Annotated in this window: 18 protein-coding genes; 11 read left to right on the top strand and 7 right to left on the bottom strand. The window is 60.2% G+C overall.

Translation table 11 applies throughout. The annotated features are described in order from the left end of the window. The first annotated feature begins 181 nt into the window (after nucleotides 1-181). A complete protein-coding gene (locus tag AC19YS_RS10355) occupies nucleotides 182-1969 on the top strand; it encodes an ABC transporter transmembrane domain-containing protein (protein ID WP_169368494.1) in 1788 nt (595 codons plus the stop codon). Nucleotides 1970-2318: 349 nt separating this feature from the next. Here AC19YS_RS10355 and AC19YS_RS10350 read toward each other — a convergent pair whose 3' ends face one another. Further along, nucleotides 2319-4247 carry a transglycosylase SLT domain-containing protein gene (locus AC19YS_RS10350; RefSeq protein ID WP_106576941.1) on the bottom strand — a complete coding sequence of 643 codons (1929 nt, stop codon included), beginning with the start codon at nucleotides 4245-4247 and terminating at the stop codon, nucleotides 2319-2321. 213 nt (nucleotides 4248-4460) lie between these two features. On the opposite strand from AC19YS_RS10350, the gene AC19YS_RS10345 reads away from it, so the two are divergent. Next, entirely contained in the window at nucleotides 4461-6383 is a 1923-nt protein-coding gene (locus tag AC19YS_RS10345) for an ATP-binding cassette domain-containing protein (protein ID WP_367241404.1), read from the top strand. Between the two features lie 184 nt (nucleotides 6384-6567). Here the strand turns inward: AC19YS_RS10345 and AC19YS_RS10340 are convergent, their stop codons facing one another. Further along, on the bottom strand, nucleotides 6568-7020 hold the full coding sequence (locus AC19YS_RS10340; RefSeq protein ID WP_106576939.1) for a universal stress protein: 453 nt from the start codon (nucleotides 7018-7020) through the stop codon (nucleotides 6568-6570). A gap of 105 nt (nucleotides 7021-7125) precedes the next feature. Between AC19YS_RS10340 and AC19YS_RS10335 the strand changes: the two genes are divergently transcribed. The 7 genes from AC19YS_RS10335 to AC19YS_RS10305 all read left to right on the top strand — a co-directional run bounded on the left by AC19YS_RS10335 (nucleotide 7126) and on the right by AC19YS_RS10305 (nucleotide 15625). Next, nucleotides 7126-7563, top strand: coding sequence for a hypothetical protein (locus tag AC19YS_RS10335; RefSeq protein WP_106576938.1), 438 nt, complete (start codon nucleotides 7126-7128; stop codon nucleotides 7561-7563). A gap of 495 nt (nucleotides 7564-8058) precedes the next feature. After that, on the top strand, nucleotides 8059-10206 hold the full coding sequence (gene fadB, locus AC19YS_RS10330) for a fatty acid oxidation complex subunit alpha FadB (RefSeq protein WP_124416715.1): 2148 nt from the start codon (nucleotides 8059-8061) through the stop codon (nucleotides 10204-10206). A gap of 29 nt (nucleotides 10207-10235) precedes the next feature. Beyond that, nucleotides 10236-11411, top strand: coding sequence for an acetyl-CoA C-acyltransferase FadA (fadA, locus tag AC19YS_RS10325; RefSeq protein ID WP_106576936.1), 1176 nt, complete (start codon nucleotides 10236-10238; stop codon nucleotides 11409-11411). Nucleotides 11412-11508: 97 nt separating this feature from the next. Beyond that, nucleotides 11509-11745, top strand: a complete 237-nt coding sequence (locus AC19YS_RS10320; RefSeq protein ID WP_021490990.1) for a DUF1653 domain-containing protein — start codon at nucleotides 11509-11511, stop codon at nucleotides 11743-11745. 114 nt (nucleotides 11746-11859) lie between these two features. Further along, nucleotides 11860-14481: a type I DNA topoisomerase gene (topA, locus tag AC19YS_RS10315; protein WP_119739192.1), complete on the top strand. Its 2622-nt coding sequence runs from the start codon at nucleotides 11860-11862 to the stop codon at nucleotides 14479-14481. Nucleotides 14482-14608: 127 nt separating this feature from the next. Then, nucleotides 14609-15130 (top strand): DUF6586 family protein, encoded by a 522-nt coding sequence (locus tag AC19YS_RS10310; RefSeq protein ID WP_119739194.1) that lies wholly within the window; start codon nucleotides 14609-14611, stop codon nucleotides 15128-15130. 261 nt (nucleotides 15131-15391) lie between these two features. Beyond that, complete coding sequence (locus tag AC19YS_RS10305) at nucleotides 15392-15625, top strand: hypothetical protein (RefSeq protein ID WP_053255041.1); 234 nt, start codon at nucleotides 15392-15394, stop codon at nucleotides 15623-15625. 301 nt (nucleotides 15626-15926) lie between these two features. On the opposite strand, the gene sulA is transcribed toward AC19YS_RS10305, so the two are convergent. Further along, nucleotides 15927-16400 carry an SOS-induced cell division inhibitor SulA gene (gene sulA, locus AC19YS_RS10300; RefSeq protein WP_500601631.1) on the bottom strand — a complete coding sequence of 158 codons (474 nt, stop codon included), beginning with the start codon at nucleotides 16398-16400 and terminating at the stop codon, nucleotides 15927-15929. Between the two features lie 10 nt (nucleotides 16401-16410). Beyond that, nucleotides 16411-17019 carry a transcriptional repressor LexA gene (gene lexA / locus AC19YS_RS10295; protein ID WP_017137423.1) on the bottom strand — a complete coding sequence of 203 codons (609 nt, stop codon included), beginning with the start codon at nucleotides 17017-17019 and terminating at the stop codon, nucleotides 16411-16413. Between the two features lie 263 nt (nucleotides 17020-17282). On the opposite strand from lexA, the gene AC19YS_RS10290 reads away from it, so the two are divergent. After that, nucleotides 17283-17990, top strand: a complete 708-nt coding sequence (locus tag AC19YS_RS10290; RefSeq protein ID WP_053255043.1) for a TetR/AcrR family transcriptional regulator — start codon at nucleotides 17283-17285, stop codon at nucleotides 17988-17990. Nucleotides 17991-18134: 144 nt separating this feature from the next. Beyond that, nucleotides 18135-19145 carry a beta-N-acetylhexosaminidase gene (gene nagZ, locus AC19YS_RS10285; protein ID WP_500601630.1) on the top strand — a complete coding sequence of 337 codons (1011 nt, stop codon included), beginning with the start codon at nucleotides 18135-18137 and terminating at the stop codon, nucleotides 19143-19145. 101 nt (nucleotides 19146-19246) lie between these two features. Here nagZ and AC19YS_RS10280 read toward each other — a convergent pair whose 3' ends face one another. The 3 genes from AC19YS_RS10280 to mfd are packed head-to-tail and all read right to left on the bottom strand — an operon-like array spanning nucleotide 19247 to nucleotide 25977. Beyond that, the gene (locus AC19YS_RS10280; protein WP_119739202.1) at nucleotides 19247-21937 is read right to left on the bottom strand and encodes a DEAD/DEAH box helicase; all 2691 of its coding nucleotides are present in this window, start codon (nucleotides 21935-21937) and stop codon (nucleotides 19247-19249) included. A gap of 9 nt (nucleotides 21938-21946) precedes the next feature. Further along, complete coding sequence (locus AC19YS_RS10275) at nucleotides 21947-22516, bottom strand: CsiV family protein (protein ID WP_124416717.1); 570 nt, start codon at nucleotides 22514-22516, stop codon at nucleotides 21947-21949. Nucleotides 22517-22527: 11 nt separating this feature from the next. Beyond that, nucleotides 22528-25977 (bottom strand): transcription-repair coupling factor, encoded by a 3450-nt coding sequence (gene mfd, locus AC19YS_RS10270; protein WP_200623201.1) that lies wholly within the window; start codon nucleotides 25975-25977, stop codon nucleotides 22528-22530. Nucleotides 25978-26252: the final 275 nt, after the last annotated feature.

Raw genomic sequence — 26252 nt, 5'->3', positions numbered from 1 at the left:
CCTTACAAAGTCACCGGTTCGAACGACCAGTCCACCAGAAAGCGATACAAATTTCCAGCTGGGGGTTAGACCGATAACCTCTAGGGATCAGCATCGGCGGGCATAATTAACCTGACTCATTGTTATTTACTCAAGTTCCCCCAATGTTGTGGTGTAGATACTTATCTCCCCTGCGCAGGTGATGCCCTCCATGTTCTCAGTCCGTCAACGCCGTGCGATCCGCTTGGCCAGCCGCTTTATCGCGCCCTACCGTTGGCAGGCGCTGGGTGCCTTGCTGGCGCTGATCGTCACGGCAGGCATCACCTTGTCCATGGGGCAGGGCATTCGCCTGCTGGTCGACCAGGGTTTCATGACGCAGTCGCCGCACCTGCTCAACCAATCCATTGGCCTGTTCATGATTCTGGTGCTGGGCCTGGCTGTGGGTACGTTTGCGCGGTTTTACCTGGTGTCGTGGATCGGCGAGCGGGTGGTGGCGGATATTCGCCGCCAAGTGTTCAACCATTTGATCTATCTGCACCCCGGCTTTTACGAAAACAATCGCAGCTCGGAAATCCAGTCGCGGTTGACCACCGACACCACCTTGTTGCAATCGGTGATCGGCTCCTCGCTGTCGCTGTTCCTGCGCAACGCCCTGATGGTCATCGGCGGCATCGTGCTGCTGTTTGTCACCAACCCCAAGCTCACCAGTATCGTGGTAATCGCGCTGCCGCTTGTATTGGCGCCGATCCTGATTTTCGGCCGGCGTGTGCGTAGCCTCTCGCGCCTGAGCCAGGACCGTATCGCTGACGTCGGCAGTTATGTGTCCGAGACCCTCGGCCAGATCAAGACCGTGCAGGCCTACAACCATCAGGTCCAGGACGAGCAGCGTTTTGCCGTTACCGTGGAAGAGGCCTTTGCCACCGCGCGCAAACGGATCGTGCAACGCGCCTGGCTGATTACGCTGGTGATCATGCTGGTGCTCGGCGCCGTTGGCGTGATGCTGTGGGTTGGCGGGATGGACGTGATTGGCGGGCGCATTTCCGGCGGTGAGCTGGCCGCGTTCGTGTTTTACAGCCTGATCGTCGGCAGTGCGGTCGGCACGTTAAGCGAAGTACTTGGCGAACTGCAACGCGCCGCCGGTGCTGCCGAGCGGATTGGCGAGTTGTTGCAGTCGAGCAATGAAATTCAGGCTCCAGCCGATGGCACCGTACGGTTACCGGAGCGTGTCAGCGGCCGCATGGAACTGCAAGACCTGCGCTTTTCCTACCCGTCGCGCCCGGACAGCTATGCCATCGATGGTTTGAGCCTGACCATTAATCCCGGCGAAACCCTGGCACTGGTCGGGCCGTCCGGCGCCGGTAAATCCACGATCTTCGACCTGCTGCTGCGTTTTTATGATCCCCAGCACGGCCGCATTCTGCTCGAAGGCCACGCGCTGACCGCGCTCGACCCGATGGACCTGCGCCGCCACTTCGCATTGGTGTCCCAAAGCCCGGCGCTGTTTTTCGGCAGCGTCGAAGAAAACATCCGCTACGGCAACCCGTCCGCCACCACCGCGCAGGTCGAGGCTGCGGCGCGCATCGCCCATGCCCACGACTTCATCCTGCAAATGCCCCAGGGCTATCAGACTCACCTTGGCGACGGCGGCATGGGCCTCTCCGGCGGCCAGCGCCAACGCCTGGCCATCGCCCGTGCATTGTTGGTGGACGCGCCGATTCTGCTGTTGGACGAAGCCACCAGCGCACTGGATGCCCAGAGCGAGCATTTGATTCAGCAGGCATTGCCGCAACTGATGCAGGGCCGCACCACGTTGGTGATTGCGCATCGATTGGCAACGGTGAAAAACGCCGACCGCATTGCGGTGATGGACCAGGGCAAGCTGGTGGCGGTGGGCACGCATCAGCAACTGATCGCGAGCAATCCTTTGTATGCGCGGTTGGCGGCGTTGCAGTTCAATGATGGTGATGAGGTCGCGAAAAGCGAGGCATAGCCGGCCTGCATTGCGCTGTTCCTGTGGTGAGCAGGCCTGTTGTGGCTAGCAGGCCGGATGTGGCGAGCGGGCTTGGTGTGGCAAGTAGGCTTGTTGTGGTGAGCAAGCTTGTTGTGGCAAGTAGGCATGTTGTGGCGAGCGGGCTTGTCCCGCGTTGGGCTGCGTAGCAGCCCCAAAACCTGTCTACCCGGTTTGAGCGGTTATGCCGAGGCGCCTGGATGGGAGCGCTTCGCACTCCAGCCCAGGGCAAGCCTGCTCGCCACGACAAGCCTGCTGGCCACATTAAACCTGCTGGCCAAGCCGGGCCCCGTACCGGAAAAAACCGCAACAGGCTCTTCGTCAGTCAACCTTACTGATCGTCAAAATACCGCTCATGCCAATCCACCAACGGCTGCGGTGAGTTGAGCTTTTGCCCGTAGATGACCGAATAAGACAGTACGTTCTGCACGTACTGGCGGGTTTCGTCGAACGGGATGCTTTCCACCCACACATCAAAACTCAGGTGATCAGCACCGCGCAGCCATTGGCGTACACGCCCTGGGCCGGCGTTGTAGGCGGCGGAGGCAAGCACGCGGTTGCCGTTGAACTGGCTGTGCACCTGGCTCAGGTAGGCGGCGCCAAGCTGGATGTTTTTGTCCGGGTCCAGTACCTGGGCCGGGGAGGCCAGTGGGATGCTGAACTTGCGCGCGGTTTCCTTGGCGGTGCCGGGCATCAGTTGCATCAGGCCGCTGGCGCCGACGCCGGAGCGCGCGTCGTCCATGAAGGCACTTTCCTGGCGGGTAATGGCAAACACCCAGCTGGAATGCAGGCCGCGCACCTTGGCCTCACGCACCAAGGTGTCACGGTGGGCCATCGGGAAGCGGATATCCAGGTCATCCCAGTATTGGGCCTGGCTGATGGTGCGGATCGCCGGGAAGTACCACTTCATGTCGTAGGCAAGCTTGGCCTGGGCGACCATTTCATCGCGGTTGAAGTGGCGGCTGACGTGGTACCACTCGCGGCGGCCATCGACAATCTGGCCACGTGCATAGAACTCCAGCGCGCGGCGTACGCCGGGCGTGTTTCGGACCTTGTTGACCAGCGCCTGGCTCATCACCAGCGGCTTGTTTTTCAGCTGATACGGCGCTTTGGAGCGGTCGGCGGCAAGGAAACCGTAGAAATCCCGTTCTTGTGCAAGGTTTTTGTACAGCACCAGCGGCTGCGGGTTTTTCGGCTCGGCCAGCTCCAGGCTGCGCGCTTGCCAGTAACGCCAGCGGTTGGTGGTCGCCAGGTCTTGTGGGAGTTTGCGGGTCAACTGGTAGGCATCTTCCCAGCGTGCCAGACGCAGCAGCAGGCGCAGGCGCCATTCGGAGACGGTGTTGTCACGCAGCTCGGGGTCGTATTTGGTCATCACGTCCAGCGCGCGCGGGTCGTAGCGGCGTGCCAGGGTCAAGCCGATTTCGCGGGCGATCGACACCTTTTCGTCACGCGAGAAGTGCATGCTGCTGGCGTAGCCGTCGAGCAGCGCCATGGCCTTGTCCGGGTCCTGGCGTGCCAGGCGGCGCAGGCCCAGGCCGACGGCGTCAGACATCGCCTCGTTGGCCGGCAGGAAGCGCGACGGGTCGCTGAGCATGTCCGGCTTTTGCGCCACGTCGACCATCAGGCGGCCTTGGGCGCCGAGGGTCGGCAGGGTTTTCACCAGGCTGTTGGCCAGCGCGTAGTTGCGTGCTTCGGCGGCGAGCTTGGCGCGGTCCCAGATTTTCTGTTCAGTGAGTTGGCCATCGGCGGCCCACTGGCCGAACGTGGCGTCACACGCGGCGGGTTGGGATTTGCCGGTCAGCCAGAGTTTTTCGGTGGTCTTGTAGCCTTCGGCTTTCAAGTTATGGGTGAGCTGGTACTGACCATGCAGGCAGTCCAGTTCGACGAAATTGAGTTTGGCGTCGTAGTACTTTTCGAACGTCTGCCAGTCGCCACGGTCGGCCAGCCAGCGCAACCAGCGCAGCTTCATCCAGTTGGCCTGGGGCAGGTCACCGTTTTTAGCGAGGAACTGTTCGATTTCCTCGTTGCTCGCGGTTTTCAGGCGCGCGGTCAGCTCGTCATAGGCCAGGTACGGCGTGAGCGGGTAGTCGGCCAGGGCCTGGCTGTATTGCATGTACGGCCCGCTGTCGCCTTTGGCGAGGGCGCGTTTGGCTTCATCGTAATATTGACGTTGGGTGGTGAGGTCCACGGCCTGGGCGGATTGAACGGCGGTGGCGGAAAGAAGCAGACAAGATAAAAAGTTGAAAAGGCGACTGCGCATGAGACGTCCGTGCAGAGAAATCACGACTAGCACCGGCACCGCCGACACTGATTGCCCCTAGCTTAGCCTTTTGCCAGCGACCGGCGAAAGCTTTGCCGGCCGGCTGGCTGAAGTTCATCGTAAATGTCCTGCAGAACGTGTCGACAGCGAAAATGCCGACCGCATCCCACCTTCAAGTCAGGTAGAATGCGCGCCCAGTTTTTGGAGAAGCGTATGACCCTGCTCAAATTCAGCGATGTGTCCCTTGCTTTCGGCGCTATGCCGTTGTTGGACAAGGTGTCCTGGCAGATCGCCCGTGGTGAGCGGGTGTGCATCATCGGCCGCAACGGCACCGGCAAGTCCAGCATGATGAAGCTGGTTAAAGGCGATCAGAAGCCCGATGACGGCTCTGTTTGGCGTGCCCCGGGCCTGAAGATCGGCGAATTGCCGCAAGAATTGCCGGTGGCCGACGGACGGACAGTGTTCGACGTGGTTGCCGAAGGCCTGGACGGCGTTGGCGAGTTGCTCGCGCAATACCATCACCTGGCGCAGAACTGCGTCACCGAAGAGGACCTGGACAAGCTGATGCACGTCCAGCAAGACCTCGAAGCCCGTGACGGCTGGCGCTTGCAGCAACTGGTCGACAGTACCCTGAGCCGCCTGCAGCTGCCGGCCGACAAGACCCTCGCCGAGTTGTCCGGCGGCTGGCGTCGTCGCGTGCTGCTGGCCCAGGCGCTGGTGTCCGAGCCGGATTTGTTGCTGCTCGACGAACCCACCAACCACTTGGATATCGGCGCAATCGCCTGGCTGGAAGAAGCCCTCAAGGATTTCCAGGGCGCCGTGCTGTTCATCACGCACGACCGTTCCTTCCTGCAGAATCTGGCCACGCGCATCCTCGAACTGGACCGTGGCGGCCTGATCGACTGGAACGGCGACTACGCCAGCTTCCTGGTGCACAAAGAGGCCACGCTGGCCGCTGAAGAAACCGCCAACGCGCTGTTCGACAAAAAGCTGGCTCAGGAAGAAGTCTGGATCCGCCAGGGCATCAAGGCCCGTCGCACCCGTAACGAAGGTCGCGTACGCGCCTTGAAAGCCCTGCGTGTTGAGCGCAGCGAGCGCCGTGAACGCACCGGCAAGGCCAATATCCAGCTGGATACCGCCGACAAGTCGGGCAAGCAGGTGATGGTGCTGGAGAACGTCAGCTTCCATCACCCGGACGGCCCGTTCCTGATCAAGGACTTCTCGATGGTGCTGCAGCGCGGCGACCGTATCGGCCTGCTGGGCGCCAACGGCACCGGCAAGACCACCTTGCTCAAGCTGATGCTCAATGGTCTGCAACCGACCAGCGGCACGGTGGAAGAAGGTACGCGCATCGACGTGGCCTACTTCGATCAGTTGCGCCATCAGTTGGACCTGGAAAAAACCGTGATCGACAACGTCGCCGAAGGCCGCGACTTTATCGACATCGACGGCCAGAGCCGCCACGTGCTGAGCTACCTGGGCGACTTCCTGTTCAGCCCGCAACGCGCACGTACGCCGGTGAAAGCCTTGTCCGGTGGTGAGCGTGCGCGCCTGCTGCTGGCCAAGCTGTTCAGCAAGCCGGCCAACCTGCTGGTGCTCGACGAACCGACCAACGACCTCGACGTGGAAACCCTTGAACTGCTGGAGGAGGTCTTGCTGACCTTCAACGGCACCGTGCTGATGGTCAGCCACGACCGGGCATTCCTCGACAACGTGGTCACCAGCACCCTGGTCTTCGAAGGCGAAGGCAAGGTGCGTGAATACGTCGGTGGTTATCAGGACTGGCTGCGTCAAGGCGGCTCGCCGCGCCTGCTGGGCGTGACCGAGAGCAAGTCCGGCAAGGCCGACCTGACCTCCGCCGTCGTTGCGCCAGTGGCTGGCGCTGCTGCTCCGGCCCAGGACGCTGCACCGTCGACCAAGAAAAAGCTCAGCTACAAGCTGCAACGTGAGCTGGAGGCCTTGCCGGGCGATATCGACGCCAAGGAACAGCAGATTGCCGCAGTAGAAGCAGAAATGGCGGACGCAGGTTTCTACCTGCGTCCGGCGGCTGAAACTGCCAAGGTCATTGCTTCCCTGGAAACGTTGAACCAGGAGCTGGAAGTGTTGGTTGAGCGTTGGGCCGAGCTGGATGCCTGATTGATTCAAGCGCACTAAAAAAGCCCGGCGCCCATTTGTATGAACGCCGGGCTTTTTATATGGAGTGCGATTAGAAATGTGGGAGCGGGCTTGCTCGCGAAATCGGTACATCAGTCGCCGGATGCGTCAACTGACAGAATGCTTTCGCGAGCAAGCCCGCTCCCACAGTTGGTTAGCGCCGTGCTTACGTATTTTTTACCAGTTTCACTGCCAGCACATCACACGGCGCACCGTGCAGTACGTCATTGGCAGTCGAGCCCAGCAGCAGCGCCAGGCCATGACGGCCGTGGCTGCCGACCACGATCAGGTCACAGCCCTGTTCCTTGGCCAGGTGGTGGATTTCCTGACGAGGCTGGCCGTAGGTGAGGTGGGAATTTTCCTTGGTTACTTCCGGGTACTTGAGGATCAACCGGTCCAGGCGCTCTTTGGCCTGGTCAAATTGTTGTTGCTGCAACTGGGAAAGGTCCATGGGCACGTCGCCACCAAACGCCATGGCCATAGGCTCGACGATATGCACGAGTGACAGCTTGGCGCCGTTGGCGATTGCTGAAGCCTGCGCGCGCTTGATCACTGGGTCGCACTCTTCGGTCAGATCGACAGCGACCAGGATATGTTTGTAGGAGTGTTCGTTGGGCATGGCGCGTTCCTCCAGGGGACTGCAATAAGTTCAGTATGGCTGCTTTCAAGCGGATGGGGTGGCGTCAGGTCAAATCCGCTCATCTAGAAATTCGGGAGTACACATATGACGGTCTGGATAGTGGTGTCAATCCTTCTCGTGGTGCTGAGCCCTCTGGCCTGGTTGCGTCCCTCGCGCCATCAGAGCGGGCGCATGGCCCTGCGCATGGAGGCGCGCCGCATCGGCCTGGCCATGCAATTGGCGCCGCAGGACTGGCCGTACTGGCTCAAGCACGAGCCGCCAAGCCCTTGCGCGCAGTACTGCCGACCGCGCCGCGCAAGTGCGCCGGCCCTTTGGTGTTACTGGCAGCTGGAGCCCGGGGTTTGGGTCAATCAGTGGCGCGAAGTGTGCGTCGATGAAACGTTGTTGGCACATTTTGCGACCCTGCCGGATAACGTCTACAAGGTCGAGGCGGACAAACAAATGATCGCCCTGTACTGGGGCGAGAAGGGCGAGGCGAGCGTGTTGAAGGATATTGATGCGTTGCTCAAGGCCCTGGCTTGATGCCTACCGAATAAAACCCAGGCAATAAAAAGCCCGACATCATCATCGGGCTGGAGTTGGCCAGGCAGGCCGGTAAATCTGTAACGCATGCGTCGGATGTTCATCCAGGCGCATTAAGGTTGTCGCTAGCCTAGCGGCATATCCTGTTCTGTACAGCCTTTTCCCACATAATTTTCGTTATTGATTTCGTGAATAGTCGAATATTGGCGCGGCGTAAGCCGTGGGCCTGGTTTCTGAACTGACTGGAAAGTCGCGTTTTTCCTAGCCTTTCGAGCGATTGACAATTGCCCGGAATTGGATGAAGGTGACGTACCCAAATCAAACGGGCGTATGAATTGAGCGTTTGTCTGTCAGACCGCTCATACAGAACCCCGACTAGCGCGTTGGCGGGTGTGCCTGGCGGATTGGCATGAGCATTGACCCAATAATCAATGTCCAACCAGAGGCCAGCGTCCAATGTGTACTGTTCAGCTTCCATATCGTGGAGATCAGTTGATGATTTACGAAGGTAAAGCCATCACGGTTAAGGCTCTTGAAAGTGGCATCGTCGAATTGAAATTCGACCTCAAGGGTGAGTCCGTCAACAAGTTCAACCGTCTAACCCTGAACGAACTGCGTCAGGCCGTAGACACCATCAAAGCAGATGCTTCGGTCAAGGGCGTGATCGTCTCCAGCGGCAAGGACGTGTTTATCGTCGGTGCTGACATCACCGAATTCGTCGACAACTTCAAGCTGCCCGATGCCGAGCTGGTGGCTGGCAACCTCGAAGCCAACAAGATTTTCAGCGATTTCGAAGACCTCAACGTGCCAACCGTCGCCGCGATCAATGGCATCGCGTTGGGCGGCGGTCTGGAAATGTGCCTGGCCGCAGACTTCCGTGTCATGTCGGCCACCGCCAAAATCGGCCTGCCTGAAGTCAAACTGGGCATCTACCCAGGTTTCGGCGGCACCGTGCGCCTGCCGCGCATCATCGGTGCCGACAACGCCATCGAGTGGATTGCCGCCGGCAAGGAAAACAAAGCGGAAGACGCGCTGAAAGTCGGTGCCGTCGATGCTGTGGTTGCCCCGGACAAACTCGCCGAAGCTGCACTGAACCTGATCAAAGGCGCCATCAGCGGCGAATTTGACTACAAGGCCAAGCGTCAGCCGAAGCTTGAAAAACTCAAGCTCAACGCCATCGAACAAATGATGTCGTTCGAAACCGCCAAAGGTTTCGTGGCAGGCCAGGCCGGCCCGAACTACCCGGCGCCGGTTGAAGCGATCAAGACCATCCAGAAGGCCGCGAACTTCGGTCGCGACAAAGCCCTGGAAGTGGAAGCTGCAGGTTTCGTCAAACTGGCGAAAACCTCGGCAGCCCAGAGCCTGATCGGTCTGTTCCTGAACGATCAGGAACTGAAGAAAAAGGCCAAGGCCTACGACGAAATCGCCAAAGACGTGAAACAGGCTGCCGTACTCGGCGCCGGTATCATGGGCGGCGGTATCGCTTATCAGTCGGCCTCCAAAGGCACGCCGATCCTGATGAAAGACATCAACGAACACGGCATTGAGCAAGGCCTGGCGGAAGCCGCCAAGCTGCTGGTGGGCCGCGTTGATAAAGGTCGCATGACCGCAGCGAAGATGGCTGAAGTGCTTAACGGCATTCGTCCTACGCTGTCCTACGGCGATTTCGGCCACGTCGACCTGGTGGTCGAAGCGGTTGTCGAGAACCCGAAGGTCAAGCAAGCCGTACTGGCGGAAGTGGAAGCTCAGGTTAAAGAAGACACCATTCTGGCCTCGAACACTTCGACCATTTCCATCAGCTTGCTGGCCAAGGCCCTCAAGCGTCCGGAAAACTTCGTCGGCATGCACTTCTTCAACCCGGTACACATGATGCCGCTGGTGGAAGTGATCCGTGGCGAGAAGTCCAGCGAGCTGGCGATTGCCACCACCGTTGCCTACGCCAAGAAAATGGGCAAGAACCCGATCGTCGTTAACGACTGCCCGGGCTTTTTGGTCAACCGCGTGCTGTTCCCGTACTTCGGCGGTTTCGCCAAGCTGGTCAGCGCCGGTGTGGACTTTGTACGTATCGACAAAGTCATGGAAAAATTCGGCTGGCCAATGGGCCCGGCGTACCTGATGGACGTGGTCGGCATCGACACCGGCCACCACGGTCGTGACGTCATGGCTGAAGGCTTCCCGGACCGCATGAAAGACGACCGCCGTTCGGCGATCGACGCACTCTACGAAGCCAAGCGTCTGGGCCAGAAGAACGGCAAGGGCTTCTACGCCTACGAGGCCGACAAGAAGGGCAAGCAGAAGAAAGTGGCCGACCCTTCGGTTCACGAAGTGCTCGCGCCGGTCATCTACGAGCAGCGTGAGGTGTCCGATGAGGACATCATCAACTGGATGATGATCGCCCTGTGCCTGGAAACCGTACGTTGCCTGGAAGACGGCATCGTTGAAACCGCCGCCGAAGCCGATATGGGCCTGGTGTACGGTATTGGTTTCCCTCCATTCCGTGGTGGTGCGCTGCGTTACATCGATTCGATCGGTGTGGCCGAGTTCGTTGCCCTGGCTGACAAATACGCTGATCTGGGCCCGCTGTACCACCCGACCGCGAAGCTGCGTGAAATGGCCAAAAATGGCCAGAGCTTCTTCGGTTAAGCGCCCAGACGAATAGAGCGAGAATATTTATGAGCTTGAATCCAAGAGACGTGGTGATTGTCGACTTCGGTCGCACACCGATGGGCCGCTCCAAGGGCGGCATGCACCGCAACACCCGCGCCGAAGACATGTCGGCGCACCTGATCAGCAAATTGCTGGAACGTAACGTCAAGGTCGATCCGAACGAAGTCGAAGACGTGATCTGGGGCTGCGTCAACCAGACCCTGGAGCAGGGCTGGAACATCGCGCGCATGGCGTCTTTGATGACCCAGATCCCGCACACCGCCGCTGGCCAGACCGTCAGCCGCCTGTGTGGCTCCTCGATGAGCGCGCTGCACACCGCTGCCCAAGCGATCATGACCGGCAACGGCGATGTGTTCGTGGTCGGCGGCGTGGAGCACATGGGCCACGTCAGCATGATGCACGGCGTTGACCCTAACCCGCACATGTCGCTGTACGCGGCAAAAGCCTCGGGCATGATGGGCCTCACCGCAGAAATGCTCGGCAAAATGCACGGCATTACCCGCGAAGCCCAGGACGCGTTCGGCCTGCGCTCCCACCAGCTCGCCCACAAGGCGACGGTGGAAGGCAAGTTCAAGGATGAAATCATCCCGATGAACGGCTATGACGAAAATGGTTTCCTGAAACTGTTCGACTACGACGAAACCATTCGTCCGGACACCACCCTGGAAAGCCTGGCAGCCTTGAAACCTGCCTTCAATCCAAAGGGCGGCACCGTGACAGCCGGTACTTCGTCGCAAATCACCGACGGTGCTTCGTGCATGATCGTGATGTCGGCGCAGCGTGCCCAGGACCTGGGTATCCAGCCGATGGCCGTGATCCGTTCGATGGCCGTGGCGGGTGTGGACCCGGCAATCATGGGCTATGGTCCAGTACCGGCCACACAAAAAGCCTTGAAGCGCGCGGGCCTGACCATCTCCGATATCGACTTCTTCGAGCTCAACGAAGCTTTCGCCGCACAGGCCCTGCCAGTGCTGAAAGATTTGAAAGTACTCGACAAGATGAACGAGAAGGTTAACCTGCACGGCGGTGCGATTGCCCTGGGCCACCCATTCGGTTGCTCCGGTGCACGTATTTCCGGCACTTTGCTTAACGTGATGAAGCAAAATGGCGGCAACCTTGGGGTTGCAACCATGTGCATTGGTCTCGGCCAAGGCATTTCCACCGTCTTCGAACGCGTCTAAGCGTTGCGTTGACGGAAGCCGGGGCCCAGTGCCCCGGTTTTTGTTTTTTGGAATTTTTAATATTTTTTTTCAACAAATTTTGTAAGAGGGCCAGAGCATGAAAGTCGAACCAGGGCTCTACCAACATTATAAGGGGCCGCAGTACCGCGTTTTTAACGTGGCGCGGCACTCCGAGACCGAAGAAGAAGTGGTGTTTTACCAAGCACTGTATGGCGATTACGGCTTTTGGGTGCGCCCATTGAGCATGTTCCTGGAGACCGTCGAAGTTGACGGCGAGCAGGTCCCGCGCTTTGCTTTGGTCCAGGCCGAACCCAGTCTTTTTTCAGGGCAATAACGGCAGGTCGCGCAGAATGCTGCGCTTGACCTCACCTTGTTGCCACTATATATAGCGTTGCCGCGACAGGCGCCAACTGCCTTTCACTTCTCGAATTCAGGAATTTTCCGATCCATGGGCAAATCGCTGGTCATTGTGGAATCCCCGGCTAAGGCCAAGACCATCAACAAGTACTTGGGCAACGAGTACGTGGTGAAGTCGAGTATCGGCCATATCCGAGACCTGCCCACCAGCGGTTCGGCTAGCGCCAGCAAGGAGCCTGCCGCCAAGCGCGGCAAGGCGGCTGCGGGCGAAGGTCCGGTGCTCACGCCTAAAGAGAAAGCGCGCAAGCAGCTGGTCTCGCGCATGGGTGTAGACCCGGAACATGGCTGGAAGGCCAAGTACGAGATCCTTCCCGGCAAGGAAAAGGTCATCGAAGAGCTGCGCCGGCTCGCCAAGGATGCTGACACCATCTATCTCGCAACCGACTTGGACCGCGAAGGGGAAGCCATTGCCTGGCACCTGCGCGAAGCCATCGGCGGTGATGACAGCCGCTACAAGCGTGTGGTGTTCAACGAAATCACCAAGAAAGCCATCCAGGAAGCCTTCTCCAAGCCGGGCGAACTGGACATCGATCGTGTGAACGCTCAACAGGCCCGTCGTTTTCTCGACCGCGTGGTGGGTTACATGGTCTCGCCACTGCTGTGGGCCAAGATTGCCCGTGGCCTGTCGGCCGGTCGTGTGCAATCGGTGGCGGTAAAGCTGGTGGTGGAGCGTGAGCGCGAGATTCGTGCGTTCAACCCTGAAGAGTACTGGGAAGTCCACGCTGACCTCGGCACCGCCAAGGGTGCCAACGTGCGCTTTGAAGTGGCCCGCGAGAAAGGCGAGGCCTTCAAGCCGCTGAACGAAGCCCAGGCCATGGCCGCGCTGGAGAAGCTCAAGGCTTCCAGCTACAGCATCGTCAAGCGTGAAGACAAACCGACCAGCAGCAAGCCGTCGGCGCCGTTCATCACCTCCACCCTGCAACAGGCCGCGAGTAACCGCCTGGGCTTTGGTGTGAAGAAAACCATGATGATGGCTCAGCGTCTGTATGAAGCTGGTTACATCACGTATATGCGTACCGACTCCACCAACCTGTCGCAAGACGCGGTGGCGATGGCGCGTACTTATATTGAAACCGAATTCGGCAAGAAGTACCTGCCGGAGAAGCCGAACGTCTACAGCAGCAAGGAAGGCGCACAGGAGGCTCACGAAGCGATTCGTCCTTCCGACGCCAATACCGAGCCAAGCAAGCTGACCGGCATGGAGCGCGACGCTGAGCGCCTTTACGAGCTGATCTGGCGCCAGTTCCTGGCCTGCCAAATGTTGCCGGCGCAATACCTGTCCACCACCGTCAGTGTCGGTGCTGGCGACTTCGAGCTGCGTGCCAAGGGCCGTATCCTCAAGTTCGACGGCTACACCCGCGTGATGCCGCAAATCGCCAAGCCTGGCGATGACGATGTGCTGCCGGACATGGCCCAGGGCGACACGTTGAAGCTGATCAAGCTCGACCCGTCCCAGCACTTCACCAAGCCGCCGGCGCGTTATTCGGAAGCCAGCCTGGTAAAAGAGATGGAAAAACGCGGTATCGGTCGTCCTTCGACCTACGCGGCGATCATCTCGACCATCCAGGACCGCGGCTACGTCGCGCTGCACAACCGTCGTTTCTACTCGGAAAAGATGGGCGACATCGTTACCGAGCGCCTGTCCGAGAGCTTCTCCAACCTGATGGACTACGGCTTCACCGCCGGCATGGAAGAGAACCTCGATGACGTGGCCCAGGGCGAACGCGACTGGAAAAACGTACTGGATGAGTTCTACGGCGACTTCAAGAAGAAGCTCGAAGTGGCCGAAAGCCCTGAAAGCGGCATGCGTGCCAACCAGCCGGTGATGACTGACATCCCGTGCCTGACCTGCGGCCGTCCGATGCAGATTCGTACTGCGTCCACCGGCGTGTTCCTCGGTTGCTCGGGCTACAGCCTGCCGCCGAAAGAGCGCTGCAAGGCCACCGTCAATCTGGTGCCGGGTGATGAAATCGCTGCTGACGACGAGGGTGAATCCGAGTCGCTGGTATTGCGTGGCAAGCACCGTTGCCCGATCTGCAGCACGGCAATGGATGCCTACTTGCTCGACGAGAAGCACAAGTTGCACATCTGCGGTAACAACCCGGATTGCGACGGCTACGAAATCGAAGAGGGCAGCTACCGCATCAAGGGCTACGAAGGCCCGAGCCTGGAATGCGACAAGTGCGGCAGTGAGATGCAGCTCAAGACCGGCCGTTTCGGCAAGTTCTTCGGTTGCACCAACCCGACGTGCAAGAACACCCGCAAACTGCTGAAAAGCGGTGACGCGGCGCCGCCGAAGATGGACCCGGTGAAGATGCCTGAACTCAAGTGCGAGAAGGTCAACGACACCTACATTCTGCGTGACGGCGCCTCGGGGTTGTTCCTGGCGGCCAGCCAGTTCCCGAAAAACCGCGAGACCCGTGCGCCGCTGGTGCTGGAAATCGTACCGCACAAAGACGAGATCGACCCGAAGTACCACTTCCTGTGCGAAGCGCCGAAGAAGGATCCCGACGGTCGCCCGGCCGTGATCCGCTACAGCCGCAAAACCAAGGAGCAGTACGTGCAGACCGAAGTGGACGGCAAGCCTACGGGCTGGAAAGCGTTCTACGACGGCGGCAAGTGGAAGGTCGAGGACAAGCGCCAGGGCGCTTGATCGACTACGCTGCGAAATACAAAGGCCGCCTGCATGGGCGGCCTTTTTTTGCGCTTGCAGGAGTCTCGGCTGATCCGTGACACTGTTGAGCCAGCATCAGGCTTATTTCGTTGTGGAGACTGCCGTTATGGCCAACGAACTCTATACCCGTACCAATCAAAAAATTTACTTCGCGGGTTTGTCCCTGGAAGCCCTTGGCCGTGCCGAGGAAGGGAAGGAGATGAACGCCATCGCGCTGGTCCAGGCGGGGCGTGAGGCTGCATTGTTCCACCTCTACGGCGCCCTGTTGGGGCTGTGCCATGAAATCGCCGGGTTCTACCGTTTGCCCCAGGCCGGTTCGCCGCGTGCAGAACTGATCATGAACCGGGAAGTGCTGGAGAGCATGGCCATTCCTGAGCTGGCCGAGTTGGTGGAAATGGCCCAAAGCCCCGACAGCTGGGTGGCCCGCCTGCTCAAGGCACATGCCGACATGTTCCAGCCGCCACGTATTCCTCATGTGCCCAAGGGGGACGTGACGCAGCCGCTGATCGTCGCTGTTGCCCTGCAAGAGGATGAGCCCAAGCCGCTGAGTCGCGAAGAGCTGGAGAGCTGGCGCCAGGAGCTGAAGAAGATGGCGCTGCGGTTTCGTGAAGGCTTGAACGAGTGCTGAGACGGAGTCGCTGACTGAACACGGTCAAAAATGTGGGAGCGGGCTTGCTCGCGAAAACGGAGTGTCAGTCGACAGATTCATTACTGATCCGCCGCATTCGCGAGCAAGCCCGCTCCCACATTTGTACCGAGTTAGAGAGAAAGTCCGGTGCGGGGCTCAAAAGGCACCATTCATCAAGCCGTAGAGAAACCTGTTCAGATCCTCAGCGAGGCTGGGTGGATGACTGATATAATCCCGGCCTTTCGTGGAGAACAGACTTTTATGCCAACGTCCTTTCTGGAAATTGTTGAATTGCCTGACGGCCGAATCGAGCTGCGTCGGGCTGAGGACGAGGGTTCTCTGGTTATCCTGGATTTTTCCGAAGACGCAAAAGCATTCCTGCAAGGCCAGCACGTGGAAGTGGCGAAAGCCATGTTGAGCGTTGGTGTGCAGATGGCGGGTCGCCTGGCAGAAGGCGAACCGGAGAAGGACGACGGGCCGCGAGTTCTGCACTGAGTTTTGCAGTTAAGTGCGCTTTTCGTTGTAGGCGGTCTTGTTGCAGTGAGCAGGTCGCTGCAGTAGGCAGGCCTCTGAGGCGAGCGGGCTTGCTGTTGTTGAGCGGGCTTGTTGTGGCGAGCGGGCTTGCCCCGCGTTGGGGCGCGAAGCGGCCCTAATGGATTAACGCGGTATATCAGGTATTCCACGGTGCTTGGTTATGGGGCTGCTCCGCAGCCCAACGCGGGGCAAGCCCGCTCGCTACAGAAGCCCGCGCGGCACAGATACCTATCTGTCACCTACGCAATAAGCTAGCTCCCTGTTACCCCAATCGAATATTCAAGCTCTGCGCATCGCCCGTCCGTGCGGCGCTGATCAGTTGTTGCTTGGCCATAGTATTCAACGGGTTCAACCAGCTCACCACCGTATGGCTACGTCCCAGACGCAAGGCTTCGCAGGTCAACTGTTGGGCGCTTTGCGCGCCCCGTGGTTGCAGCAAAAGGATGCGCTCGCGGTTGAGGCCGGCGTCTCGCAGCCAGGCCTGGGTCAGGCTGGCAGGTGGAGCGATCAGCGTCAGCCAACGTGCGTCCTGCTCTTCGCTCAGTTCACGCAGGATCGGCGCCAGCAGGCTCAGACAGCTTCCAGCTGCACCGCGCAACGACAATTCACTGAACGCCTCAGGTTCGGAGCCCCACGGGGCCTCGACCGTTTCCTTGAGGATAGGCGCAAGGGGTTGAGCCATGAAGGCCTCGAACAGCGACAGTTGTGTGTGTTGTGGGGTGTGCACGAGCTGCATGGTGCCTCCTTTAGCGGCGAATGACGCCGACGCTCAAGCCTTCGATCACCAGATCCTGATCTTTCAGGTTCACTTCAATCGGGGCGAACTCAGGGTTTTCGGCCATCAGCCAGACCTTGCTGCCTTCGCGCTTGAAGCGTTTTACGGTGACTTCATCGCCGATACGCGCAACGACGATCTGGCCATTACGGGCTTCACGGGTGGTGTGGACGGCCAGCAGATCGCCGTCGAAAATGCCCACGTCCTTCATACTCATGCCGTGCACGCGCAACAGGTAGTCGGCGCGCGGATGGAAGAAGGTCGGGTTGATGTTGCAGGATTCCTCGACGTGCTGTTGCGCCAGAATCGGCGCACCGGCGGCGACGCGGCCAATGATCGGCAGGGTCGATTCGTCGGCCTTGGCTTCAAAGCCAGGGATGCGAATACCGCGAGAAGCCCCTGGGGTCATCTCGATCGCGCCTTTGCGAGCGAGGGCCTTGAGGTGTTCTTCAGCAGCGTTTGGGGATTTGAACCCCAGCTCCAGCGCAATTTCCGCTCGTGTCGGCGGGTAGCCGTTGTCATCGAGGCAGCGCTTGATAAAAGCCAGAATCTCAGCTTGGCGTGGCGTCAGTTTTAGCATGTTGATCGCTCTGTCTTTTTATACAGTGACTGGGATTATATACAGTGAACTGCGCTTGGCAATCATCCTTTTTGGGCACACCGCTGGACGGTCATTCGTCACCCTTCCTACAAGGCAGAGATAGCGCTGCCTACAGACCAGGAAGGATGTGATTAAATAGCGGTTAAATAGATGACTGCCCGGCCGGAAAACGGACTCGCAGGCTTGACAAGACACACCCTGAAACGTATGTTTCAAACAAGTGTTTGTCAGGCGGAGTAGCCATGGCCCAGTCGGAAACCGTTGAACGCATTCTCGATGCTGCCGAGCAATTGTTCGCGGAAAAAGGATTTGCTGAAACTTCATTGCGGCTGATCACCAGCAAGGCTGGGGTTAACCTGGCTGCAGTGAATTACCATTTCGGCTCGAAGAAAGCCCTGATCCAGGCAGTGTTTTCGCGCTTTCTGGGGCCGTTCTGCGCCAGCCTCGACCGTGAGCTGGAGCGCCGTCAGACCAAGCCTGAAAACAAGCCAAGCCTGGAAGACCTGCTGGAAATTCTGGTTGAGCAAGCGCTGGTGGTTCAACCGCGCAGCGGCAATGACCTGTCGATCTTCATGCGTTTGCTGGGCCTGGCGTTCAGCCAGAGCCAGGGCCACTTGCGGCGTTATCTGGAAGACATGTACGGCAAAGTGTTCCGCCGCTACATGTTGCTGGTCAACGAAGCCGCGCCGCGTATTCCGCCGATCGAACTGTTCTGGCGCGTGCACTTTATGCTCGGTGCTGCCGCATTCAGCATGTCCGGTATCAAAGCCTTGCGCGCAATTGCCGAGACCGATTTCGGCGTGAATACCTCCATTGAACAAGTGATGCGCCTGATGGTGCCGTTCCTTGCCGCCGGCATGCGCGCCGAAACCGGTGTGACCGACCAGGCCATGGCGGCCGCGCAGTTGCGCCCACGCAGTAAATCCACGCCGGCCGTCGCCAAGGCGTGATTGCCGCGGGTGTGCGCGGCCGCTTGCATCCGCTAAGCTAGCCGCCATGCCGATTTCAGCTATTTACTCGCAACCCGTTGTGCTCACCGCGCTTATTGCGCCAGGTGAGGGCAACGGGTTGTGTGCGTTATTTAAGGAAGGTTTATGACTGCTGCCCTGCAAGGTTCTTTGATGGTTGATGTGGCCGGTACCTGGCTGACGGCCGAGGATCGTCACCTGTTGCGTCAGCCTGAAGTGGGCGGCCTGATCATTTTTGCACGCAATATCGAGCACCCACGCCAGGTGCGCGAGTTGAGCGCGGCGATCCGTGCCGTGCGCCCCGACCTGCTGCTGGCCGTGGACCAGGAAGGCGGGCGCGTGCAGCGCCTGCGCCAGGGCTTTGTGCGTCTGCCGGCCATGCGTTTGTTGGCGGATAAGCCGAATGCCGAATACCTGGCCGAGCAGTGCGGCTGGATTATGGCCACTGAAGTACTGGCGGTTGGCCTTGACCTGAGTTTCGCCCCAGTGCTGGACCTGGATTACCAGCGCAGCGCCGTGGTCGGCACCCGCTCGTTTGAAGGCGACCCCGAGCGCGCCGCCGTGCTTGCCGGTGCCTTCATTCGCGGCATGAACAACGCCGGCATGGCCGCCACCGGTAAACACTTCCCTGGCCACGGCTGGGCTGAGGCCGATTCCCACGTCGCCATTCCCAATGACGAGCGTAGCCTGGAACAGATTCGCGCCAATGACCTGGTGCCTTTCGCACGGCTGAGCAAGCAATTGGCAGCGGTTATGCCGGCGCACGTCATCTATCCGCAGGTGGATGCTCAACCCGCTGGCTTCTCGCGGCGCTGGTTGCAGGACATCCTGCGCGGCGAGTTGCAGTTCGATGGGGTGATTTTCAGTGATGACCTGTCCATGGCCGGGGCACATGTGGTCGGTGATGCGGCCAGCCGGATCGAAGCGGCGCTGACCGCCGGCTGCGACATGGGCTTGGTGTGCAACGACCGTGCGGCAGCTGAGCTTGCTCTCACCGCGGCGCAGCGGATGAAGGTCACGCCGTCTGCGCGAATTGCGCGGATGCGCGGGCAGGCGATTGCGTCGACAGACTATAAGCAGGACCCGCGGTGGCTGACGGCGCTTACTGCGTTGCGGGATGCTCAACTGGTCGGCTGAACACCGTGGTGCGCCCATCGCAGGCAAGCCAGCTGCCACACTTGAATGTATTCACACATCAGAATGTGGGAGCGGGCTTGCCCGCGATAGCAATCTGAAGGTCAGCGCTTCTCTTGCTTATTGGGCAGCGGCGCAAACAACGCCTCGATGTCCTCGTTGCCCAACTGCCAATCTCCCGTCGTACGCCCATCCAGCACGCCCGCCGCCAGGTCGGACTTTTCCTTTTGCAGGTGTTGGATTTTCTCCTCCACCGTGCCCCGCGCAATCATTTTGTAGACGAACACCGGCTTCTCCTGACCGATGCGATACGCGCGGTCAGTCGCCTGGTTCTCCGTGGCCGGGTTCCACCACGGGTCATAGTGGATCACCGTATCGGCTTCTGTCAGGTTCAAGCCCACACCGCCAGCCTTCAAGCTGATCAGAAAAATCTGCAACTTGCCGCTCTGGAAATCCTTCACCGGTGTGCGTCGGTCGCGGGTCTGGCCGGTCAGCAGTGCGTAAGCCACGCCGCGCTTTTTCAGTTCGACTTCGATCAGGCTCAGCATCGAAGTGAACTGCGAGAACAGCAAAATCCGGCGTCCTTCGGCAAACAGCTCCTCGAGCATTTCCATCAGGCTGTCGAGCTTGCCCGAGCTGCTGCCGCGCGCGGGCAGGGCGGCGTCGTTGACCAGGCGCAGGTCGCAGCACACCTGGCGCAGCTTGAGCAGCGCTTCAAGAATAATGATCTGGCTACGCGCCACGCCCTTGCGGGTGATTTCGTCGCGCACCTTCTTGTCCATGGCCAGGCGCATGGTTTCGTACACATCACGCTGGGCTTCGTTGAGATCGACCCAATGGATGATCTCGGTCTTGGGCGGCAATTCCGTGGCCACCTGTTCCTTGGTACGGCGCAGCAGGAAAGGTTTGATCCGACCGTTGAGGTGCTGCAGTCGCACATCACTGGCGCGCTTTTCTATGGGCACGCGGTAATCGCGGTTGAAGCTTTTCACGTCGCCCAGCCAGCCCGGCAGCAGGAAGTGGAACAGCGACCACAGCTCACCCAGGTGGTTTTCCAGCGGCGTACCACTCAGGCACAGGCGCTGGCGCGCATTGAGCTCGCGCGCGGCCTGAGCGGCCTTGCTGTTGGGGTTCTTGATGTACTGGGCTTCGTCGAGGATTAGCACATGCAAGGGCAGGGCGGCGAGTTGCTCGATGTCTTTGGGCAGCAGTGCATAAGTCGTCAGCAGCAGGTCGTAGTCCTGCAGGTTGGCGAAGTGCTTTTTGCGTGTCGCGCCATACAGCGCCAATACCTTGAGTTGCGGCGTAAAGTGCGCGGCTTCATCGAGCCAATTGGGGATCAGGCTGGTAGGCATCACCACCATGCACGGCCGATCCAGGCGCCCGGCGATTTTTTCACTGAGAATATGCGCCAGCGTCTGTAGGGTTTTGCCCAGGCCCATGTCATCCGCAAGAATCCCGCCCACATCGAGTTGACGCAGCGACTGCATCCAGCTCAAGCCTTCGAGTTGATACGGGCGCAGTGTCGCATTCAAGCCTTCGGGCGCCTCGCAGGTGAAATCCTTGATGTCGCGCAGGCGCTGGGCGAAGTTGCGGATCTTCTCGCCGCCTTCCCATTGCAGCGGCAGGTCTTCCAGCGGGTTGAGGCGAATCGCATCGGCCTTGGCCAGGCGCAGGGTGGTGGTGCCCGATTCCTGCAGGTAAAACTCGCCAAGGGTGGCCAGCACCGGTTTCAAGCGGCCGTAGGGCAGCGCCACTTGCAGCGGGCCGTGGCCGTTGGGCAGGCCGGGGATGTTTACCAAGATCAGCTCGTCATCGCGGCGTCGGGCGAGCTTTTCCGGGTTGAGGATCTCGGTGTGCGAGCGCATCAGGTTCAATAGAATCGGCAACAGGCTCAGGCGCTCGCCGTTGACGATGATGCCCAGCTCCAGGTCAAACCAGTCGCGTTCCGGGCCTTCATCGACGGTGGCGTACCAGTCATCGACGGCGCTTAAGTCGAAACCGAAATCCTCATCGATCTGCAACTCCCAGCCCTCGGCGCGCAAGGTCGGCGAGGCGTTGAGGGTGAAGTTGAGCCAGGCGCTGTCGTTGACCATCTCGAACAATTCGCCGGCGCTCTCCGGCAGTGCCTTGCTCTGGCGCGTGGCGATCTTGAAGCCGAGCAGGCGCAGTTGTTCGCGGTACGGCTGCTCCAGCTCCGGATGGCGCTTGATGCGCAGGCTCTGGGTTTCCTGGCGCACCACGATGTCGGCATTTTTTTGCCCGCTGACATAGTTGCCCAGGTAGTTGAACGACAACGCCGCACGGTGCTGGATATAGCGCTGCATCTTGCCATTGCGCGGTTCAAACGCGCTGAACTCGACACTCGCCAGCCACAAGCGCGGCACCGGCCGCACATCTTCCATCACCACTTGCGGCAGTACCACGCGGTTATCCAGCACGGCCTGGAGTTTCTCCAGCAACTCGGCATCTTGCGCCGCCGCCGGGTAAGCCAGGGTTTCCTGGACCTTGAGCAGCACCGCCGCAATGTGTTTGCAGTTGGTGTGCACCGGGCACGTGCAGCGGCTGTCCACCAGAATCAGCATGCCCTTGGCCGATTCGCGCAGCGAGATGGTCTGCCGGTAAACGTTACCGCCCGAGCCTTCGCAGCTGGCAACAATGGTGCTGTCGCCGGACTCGACGATGCGCACGCGGTTTTCGAGGGCGTAGCGCCGCCCGCGCTCAAGGCTTTGCTCTTTAAAGCGATTGGCCCACGAAGGGGCCAGGGGTTTGGTCAGTGACGATGTCAGGGGCATGGCGCTGGATCAGTCCTGAGCATCGGGCGGTGGTGCGCTGGGTGGTTTGGCGGTCAGCGAGGTGATCTTGATCAGCAGGGCCAAGTGGCCGCCGTCCAGGTAGTTGAGCTGGTTGTTCTTGGTGCGCACGCCTTGCTGGCTCAAGTGTTCGCTGGCGATGACGCTGCCGTTGGCGTCGAACTGGTTGATCCAGAAGTCTGCGTCGATATCGGTAAAGCGCCCCAGTTGCAGGTTCAGCGTGCCTTCGATGGGAAACTGGCCAAACTGCTCCTGGCCATCGCTGATGGCCAGCTTCACCGGCTGCTCGCCCAGGTTCTGGTCCCAGGCCCGGTGCAGCAGCACCGTGTAACCGGTGTCGGCACTGAGCTTGTCGACGATGTTGCCCAGCCGCGGCGGGCTGATTTTGTCCGCCGGCAGTCGTGGTGCCCCGGCGTCCCAGTTTTCCGGTGCCGCGCGGCTATTGATCACCGGCTCGGCGTTCTGGCGCACCAGAATCATTTCCACCAGATAGGGGCTGTCGGCAAACGCCGAAGGAGCAACGACCACCAACAACAAGCTCAAAATGCGGAACAGGCGCATTGGGGCGTCCTTCAAGCAGATTTCGGGATGAGGCGCTCAAACAGCGCCTCTAATGTATTAAAGCGTTCTTCGGCACGTTCCATCGGCACCATGAACTTGAACAGCGTAGCCCCTTCGAACTTGTAGCGGTTGGGCTGGCCCTGAATCAGCTTGATCAGCACCAGTGGGTCCACCGGCGTTTGCGCTTCGAACTCGATACGCCCACCTTGCGGCCCGGCGTCGACCTTCTTGATGCCCAACTGCTCGGCCTGCAATTTGAGCAGGGTCAGGCGCACCAGGTTCTTGGTCGGCTCCGGCAACAGGCCGAAGCGGTCGATCATCTCCACTTGCAGGTCCTTGAGACCTTCTTCGTCGGTGGCCGAGGCGATGCGCTTGTACAGAATCAGCCGCGCGTGCACATCCGGCAGGTAGTCTTCGGGAATCAATGCCGGCAAGCGCAGGTTGATTTCCGGGCCGCCACCCAAGGGTTGATCGAGGTTCGGTTGTTCGCCCTTGCGGATGGCTTTCACCGCACGCTCGAGCATCTCCATATAGAGGGTGAAACCGACGGCCTGGATCTGCCCACTCTGGCCGTCGCCGAGCAGTTCGCCAGCGCCACGGATTTCCAGGTCGTTGGTGGCCAGCACAAAGCCGGCACCGAGGTCCTGGGTATTGGCGATCGCCTCCAGGCGCTTCTCGGCATCGGAGGTAATCTGCTGACGCGGCGGCGTCAACAGGTAGGCATAGGCCTGGTGGTGACTGCGCCCGACGCGGCCGCGCAATTGGTGCAGCTGCGCCAGGCCGAACTTGTCGGCGCGCTCGATGATGATGGTGTTGGCGCTCGGCACGTCGATGCCCGTCTCGATGATGGTCGAGGCGATCAGCACGTTGAAGCGCTTGTGGTAGAAGTCGCTCATCACCTGTTCGAGTTCGCGCTCGCGCATCTGGCCGTGGCCGATGGCGATGCGGGCTTCCGGCACCAGTTCGGCGAGGTCGGCGGCGCATTTCTCGATGGTTTTGACGTCATTGTGCAGGTAGTACACCTGGCCGCCGCGCAGCAGTTCACGCAACAGCGCTTCCTTGACCGTGCTTTTGTTCTGTTCCATCACGAAGGTGCGCACCGACAGACGACGTGCCGGCGGCGTGGCGATGATCGACAGGTCACGCATGCCCGACACGGCCATGTTCAGCGTGCGCGGAATCGGCGTGGCGGTGAGGGTGAGGATGTCGACTTCGCTGCGCAGGTTCTTCAGTTGTTCTTTCTGGCGCACGCCGAAGCGGTGCTCTTCGTCGATGATCACCAAACCGAGGTTTTTGATCTTTACATCGTCCGACAGCAGCTTGTGGGTGCCGATCACGATGTCGATCTTGCCCTCAGCCAAGTCGGCGACGGCGGCGTTCACCTCTTTGGCGGACTTGAATCGGCTCATCACTTCCACGCTCACCGGCCAGTCGGCAAAGCGGTCGCGGAAGCTGTTGTAGTGTTGTTGGGCGAGCAGGGTGGTCGGCACCAGAATCGCCACCTGCTTGCCGCCATGCACGGCAATAAAGGCGGCGCGCATGGCCACCTCGGTTTTGCCGAAGCCCACGTCGCCGCACACCAGACGGTCCATCGGCTTGGGCGCGAGCATGTCGGCGCGCACCGCTTCGATGGTGGTTTGCTGGTCCGGGGTTTCCTCGAAAGCGAAGCCGGCACTGAACGTGGCGTAGTCGGCTTTCGGGTCGGCGAAGGCATAACCCTCGCGGGCTGCGCGGCGTGCATAGATGTCGAGCAGTTCGGCGGCGACGTCGCGCACCTGTTCAGCGGCTTTGCGCTTGGCTTTCTGCCAGGTCTCGGAGCCCAGGCGGTGCAACGGCGCCAGGGCGTCGTCGCTGCCGGTGTAGCGCGCGATCAGGTGCAGGCTGGCCACCGGCACGTAAAGCTTGGCGCCCTCGGCGTATTCCATGGTGAGGAATTCGGCGGCCTGGTTGTCGATCTCCAGGGTTTGCAGCCCGAGGTAGCGGCCCACGCCGTGGTCGATATGCACCACCGGCGCGCCTTCGCGCAGCTCGGTCAGGTTTTTGATCACTGCGTCGTTGTTGATGTCGGCGCGTTTTTCACGGCGGCGGCGCTGCATCACGCGCTGGCCGAACAGCGGGCTCTCGGCGATCAGCGCCAGCGCTGGGTCATCCAGCAACAAACCTTCATCCAGCGGCGCAATGGTGATCGCCAGGCGGTCTTTGCTCTTAACAAAGTCAGGCCAGCTGTCGACGGTTTTCGGGCGCAGCTTCAGGCGTTCGAGCAGCTCCAGCAGCACCTCGCGGCGGCCGGCGGACTCGGCGGTAAACAACACGCGGCCGGGGAAGTCGCCGAGGAAGTTGGATAACGCTTCCAGCGGCTGCGTGGCTTTGGCCTGAATCGCCAGGTCCGGCAGCGTGCTCGCCGGGAAGCGCTCGCGGCCGCTGCCAGCGTCCACGTCCTGTTGGCTGGCGACTACGCGCGGCCAGTTTTTCAAGCGGGCGAAGCATTCTTCTACCGGCAGGAACAGCTCGGCAGGCGGCAATAAAGGCCGCGATGGATCGACGCGGCGCTCTTCATAGCGATTGCGCACATCGTTCCAGAAGTTTTCCGCTGCCTGCTCAATGCCTGGCAGCGAGAACACTTGGGTGTCCTGGGGCAGGTAATCGAACAGGGTGGAGGTTTCGTCAAAGAACAGCGGCAGGTAGTACTCGATACCGGCCGGTGTAATCCCGCTGCTCAGGTCCTGAAAGATCGGGCAGCGGCGGAAGTCTACGTCGAAGCGTTCGCGAAAGCGGGCCTTGAAGCGTGTGACGGCATCTTTTTGCAGCGGGAATTCCCGCGCCGGCAACAGTTTGATCGACTCGACTTTATCAATCGAGCGCTGGTTCTCCGGGTCGAAGGTGCGCAGTGTCTCGATTTCGTCGTCGAACAGGTCGATGCGGTACGGCAGCTTGCTGCCCATCGGGAACAGGTCGATCAGCGCGCCACGCACGGCGAACTCGCCGTGTTCGTACACCGTGTCGACGCAGCGGTAGCCGCTGGCTTCCAGGCGCGTGCGCATCTGTTCCACGTCGAGCTTCTGGCCGATATCCAGCACCAGGCTGCTGCCCAGCAGAAACTTGGTTGGCGCCAGGCGATGCAGGGCCGTGGTGATCGGCACCACCAGCACGCCGTGGGCCAGTTCCGGCAAGCGGTACAGGCTGGCGATGCGCTGGGAAATGATGTCCTGGTGTGGCGAGAACAGGTCGTAGGGCAGGGTTTCCCAGTCGGGAAAGTGCAGCACCGGCAAATCGGGGGCGAAGAAGCTCAGCTCCTGCTCCAGTCGCTCGGCACTTTGGCTGTCGGCGGTGAGCAGCAGGGTAAAGCGCTTGGCTGCGCTGGCAGCCTCGGCGATGGCCAGGCTCAGGGCGGCACCGGGCAGGTTGCCCCAGTGCTGTTTACCTGCCGCGGCAGGGAGAATCGGTAGACGCAGAACGGGCACGGAAGGTTGAGCTCCAAGCGTTGCGACAAAGTCGGTAATTGTAACGGCCCGAGGTGCCGCCTGTCAGTTGCTGACTGAGCCTATTACGGTTTGCAGGAAATGTAGTGGCTAAGACAAACAATGGTGGGTTTTGACTCAATATGTAGTGCCAAAAAGTGCGGATGTTTCGGAGGGTTACGGACAAGTTGGCGGCGCGGCGTCATTGGTGGCCTTCTGGAACCCGCGTATTTACTGGGCTGTAGCGGGGTGGTGTTTTTTTGCAAGCGCTTTTTGTT

This window comes from Pseudomonas sp. MF08831 (assembly GCF_059862645.1).
This window is presented reverse-complemented; position numbering and strand designations above follow the sequence as displayed.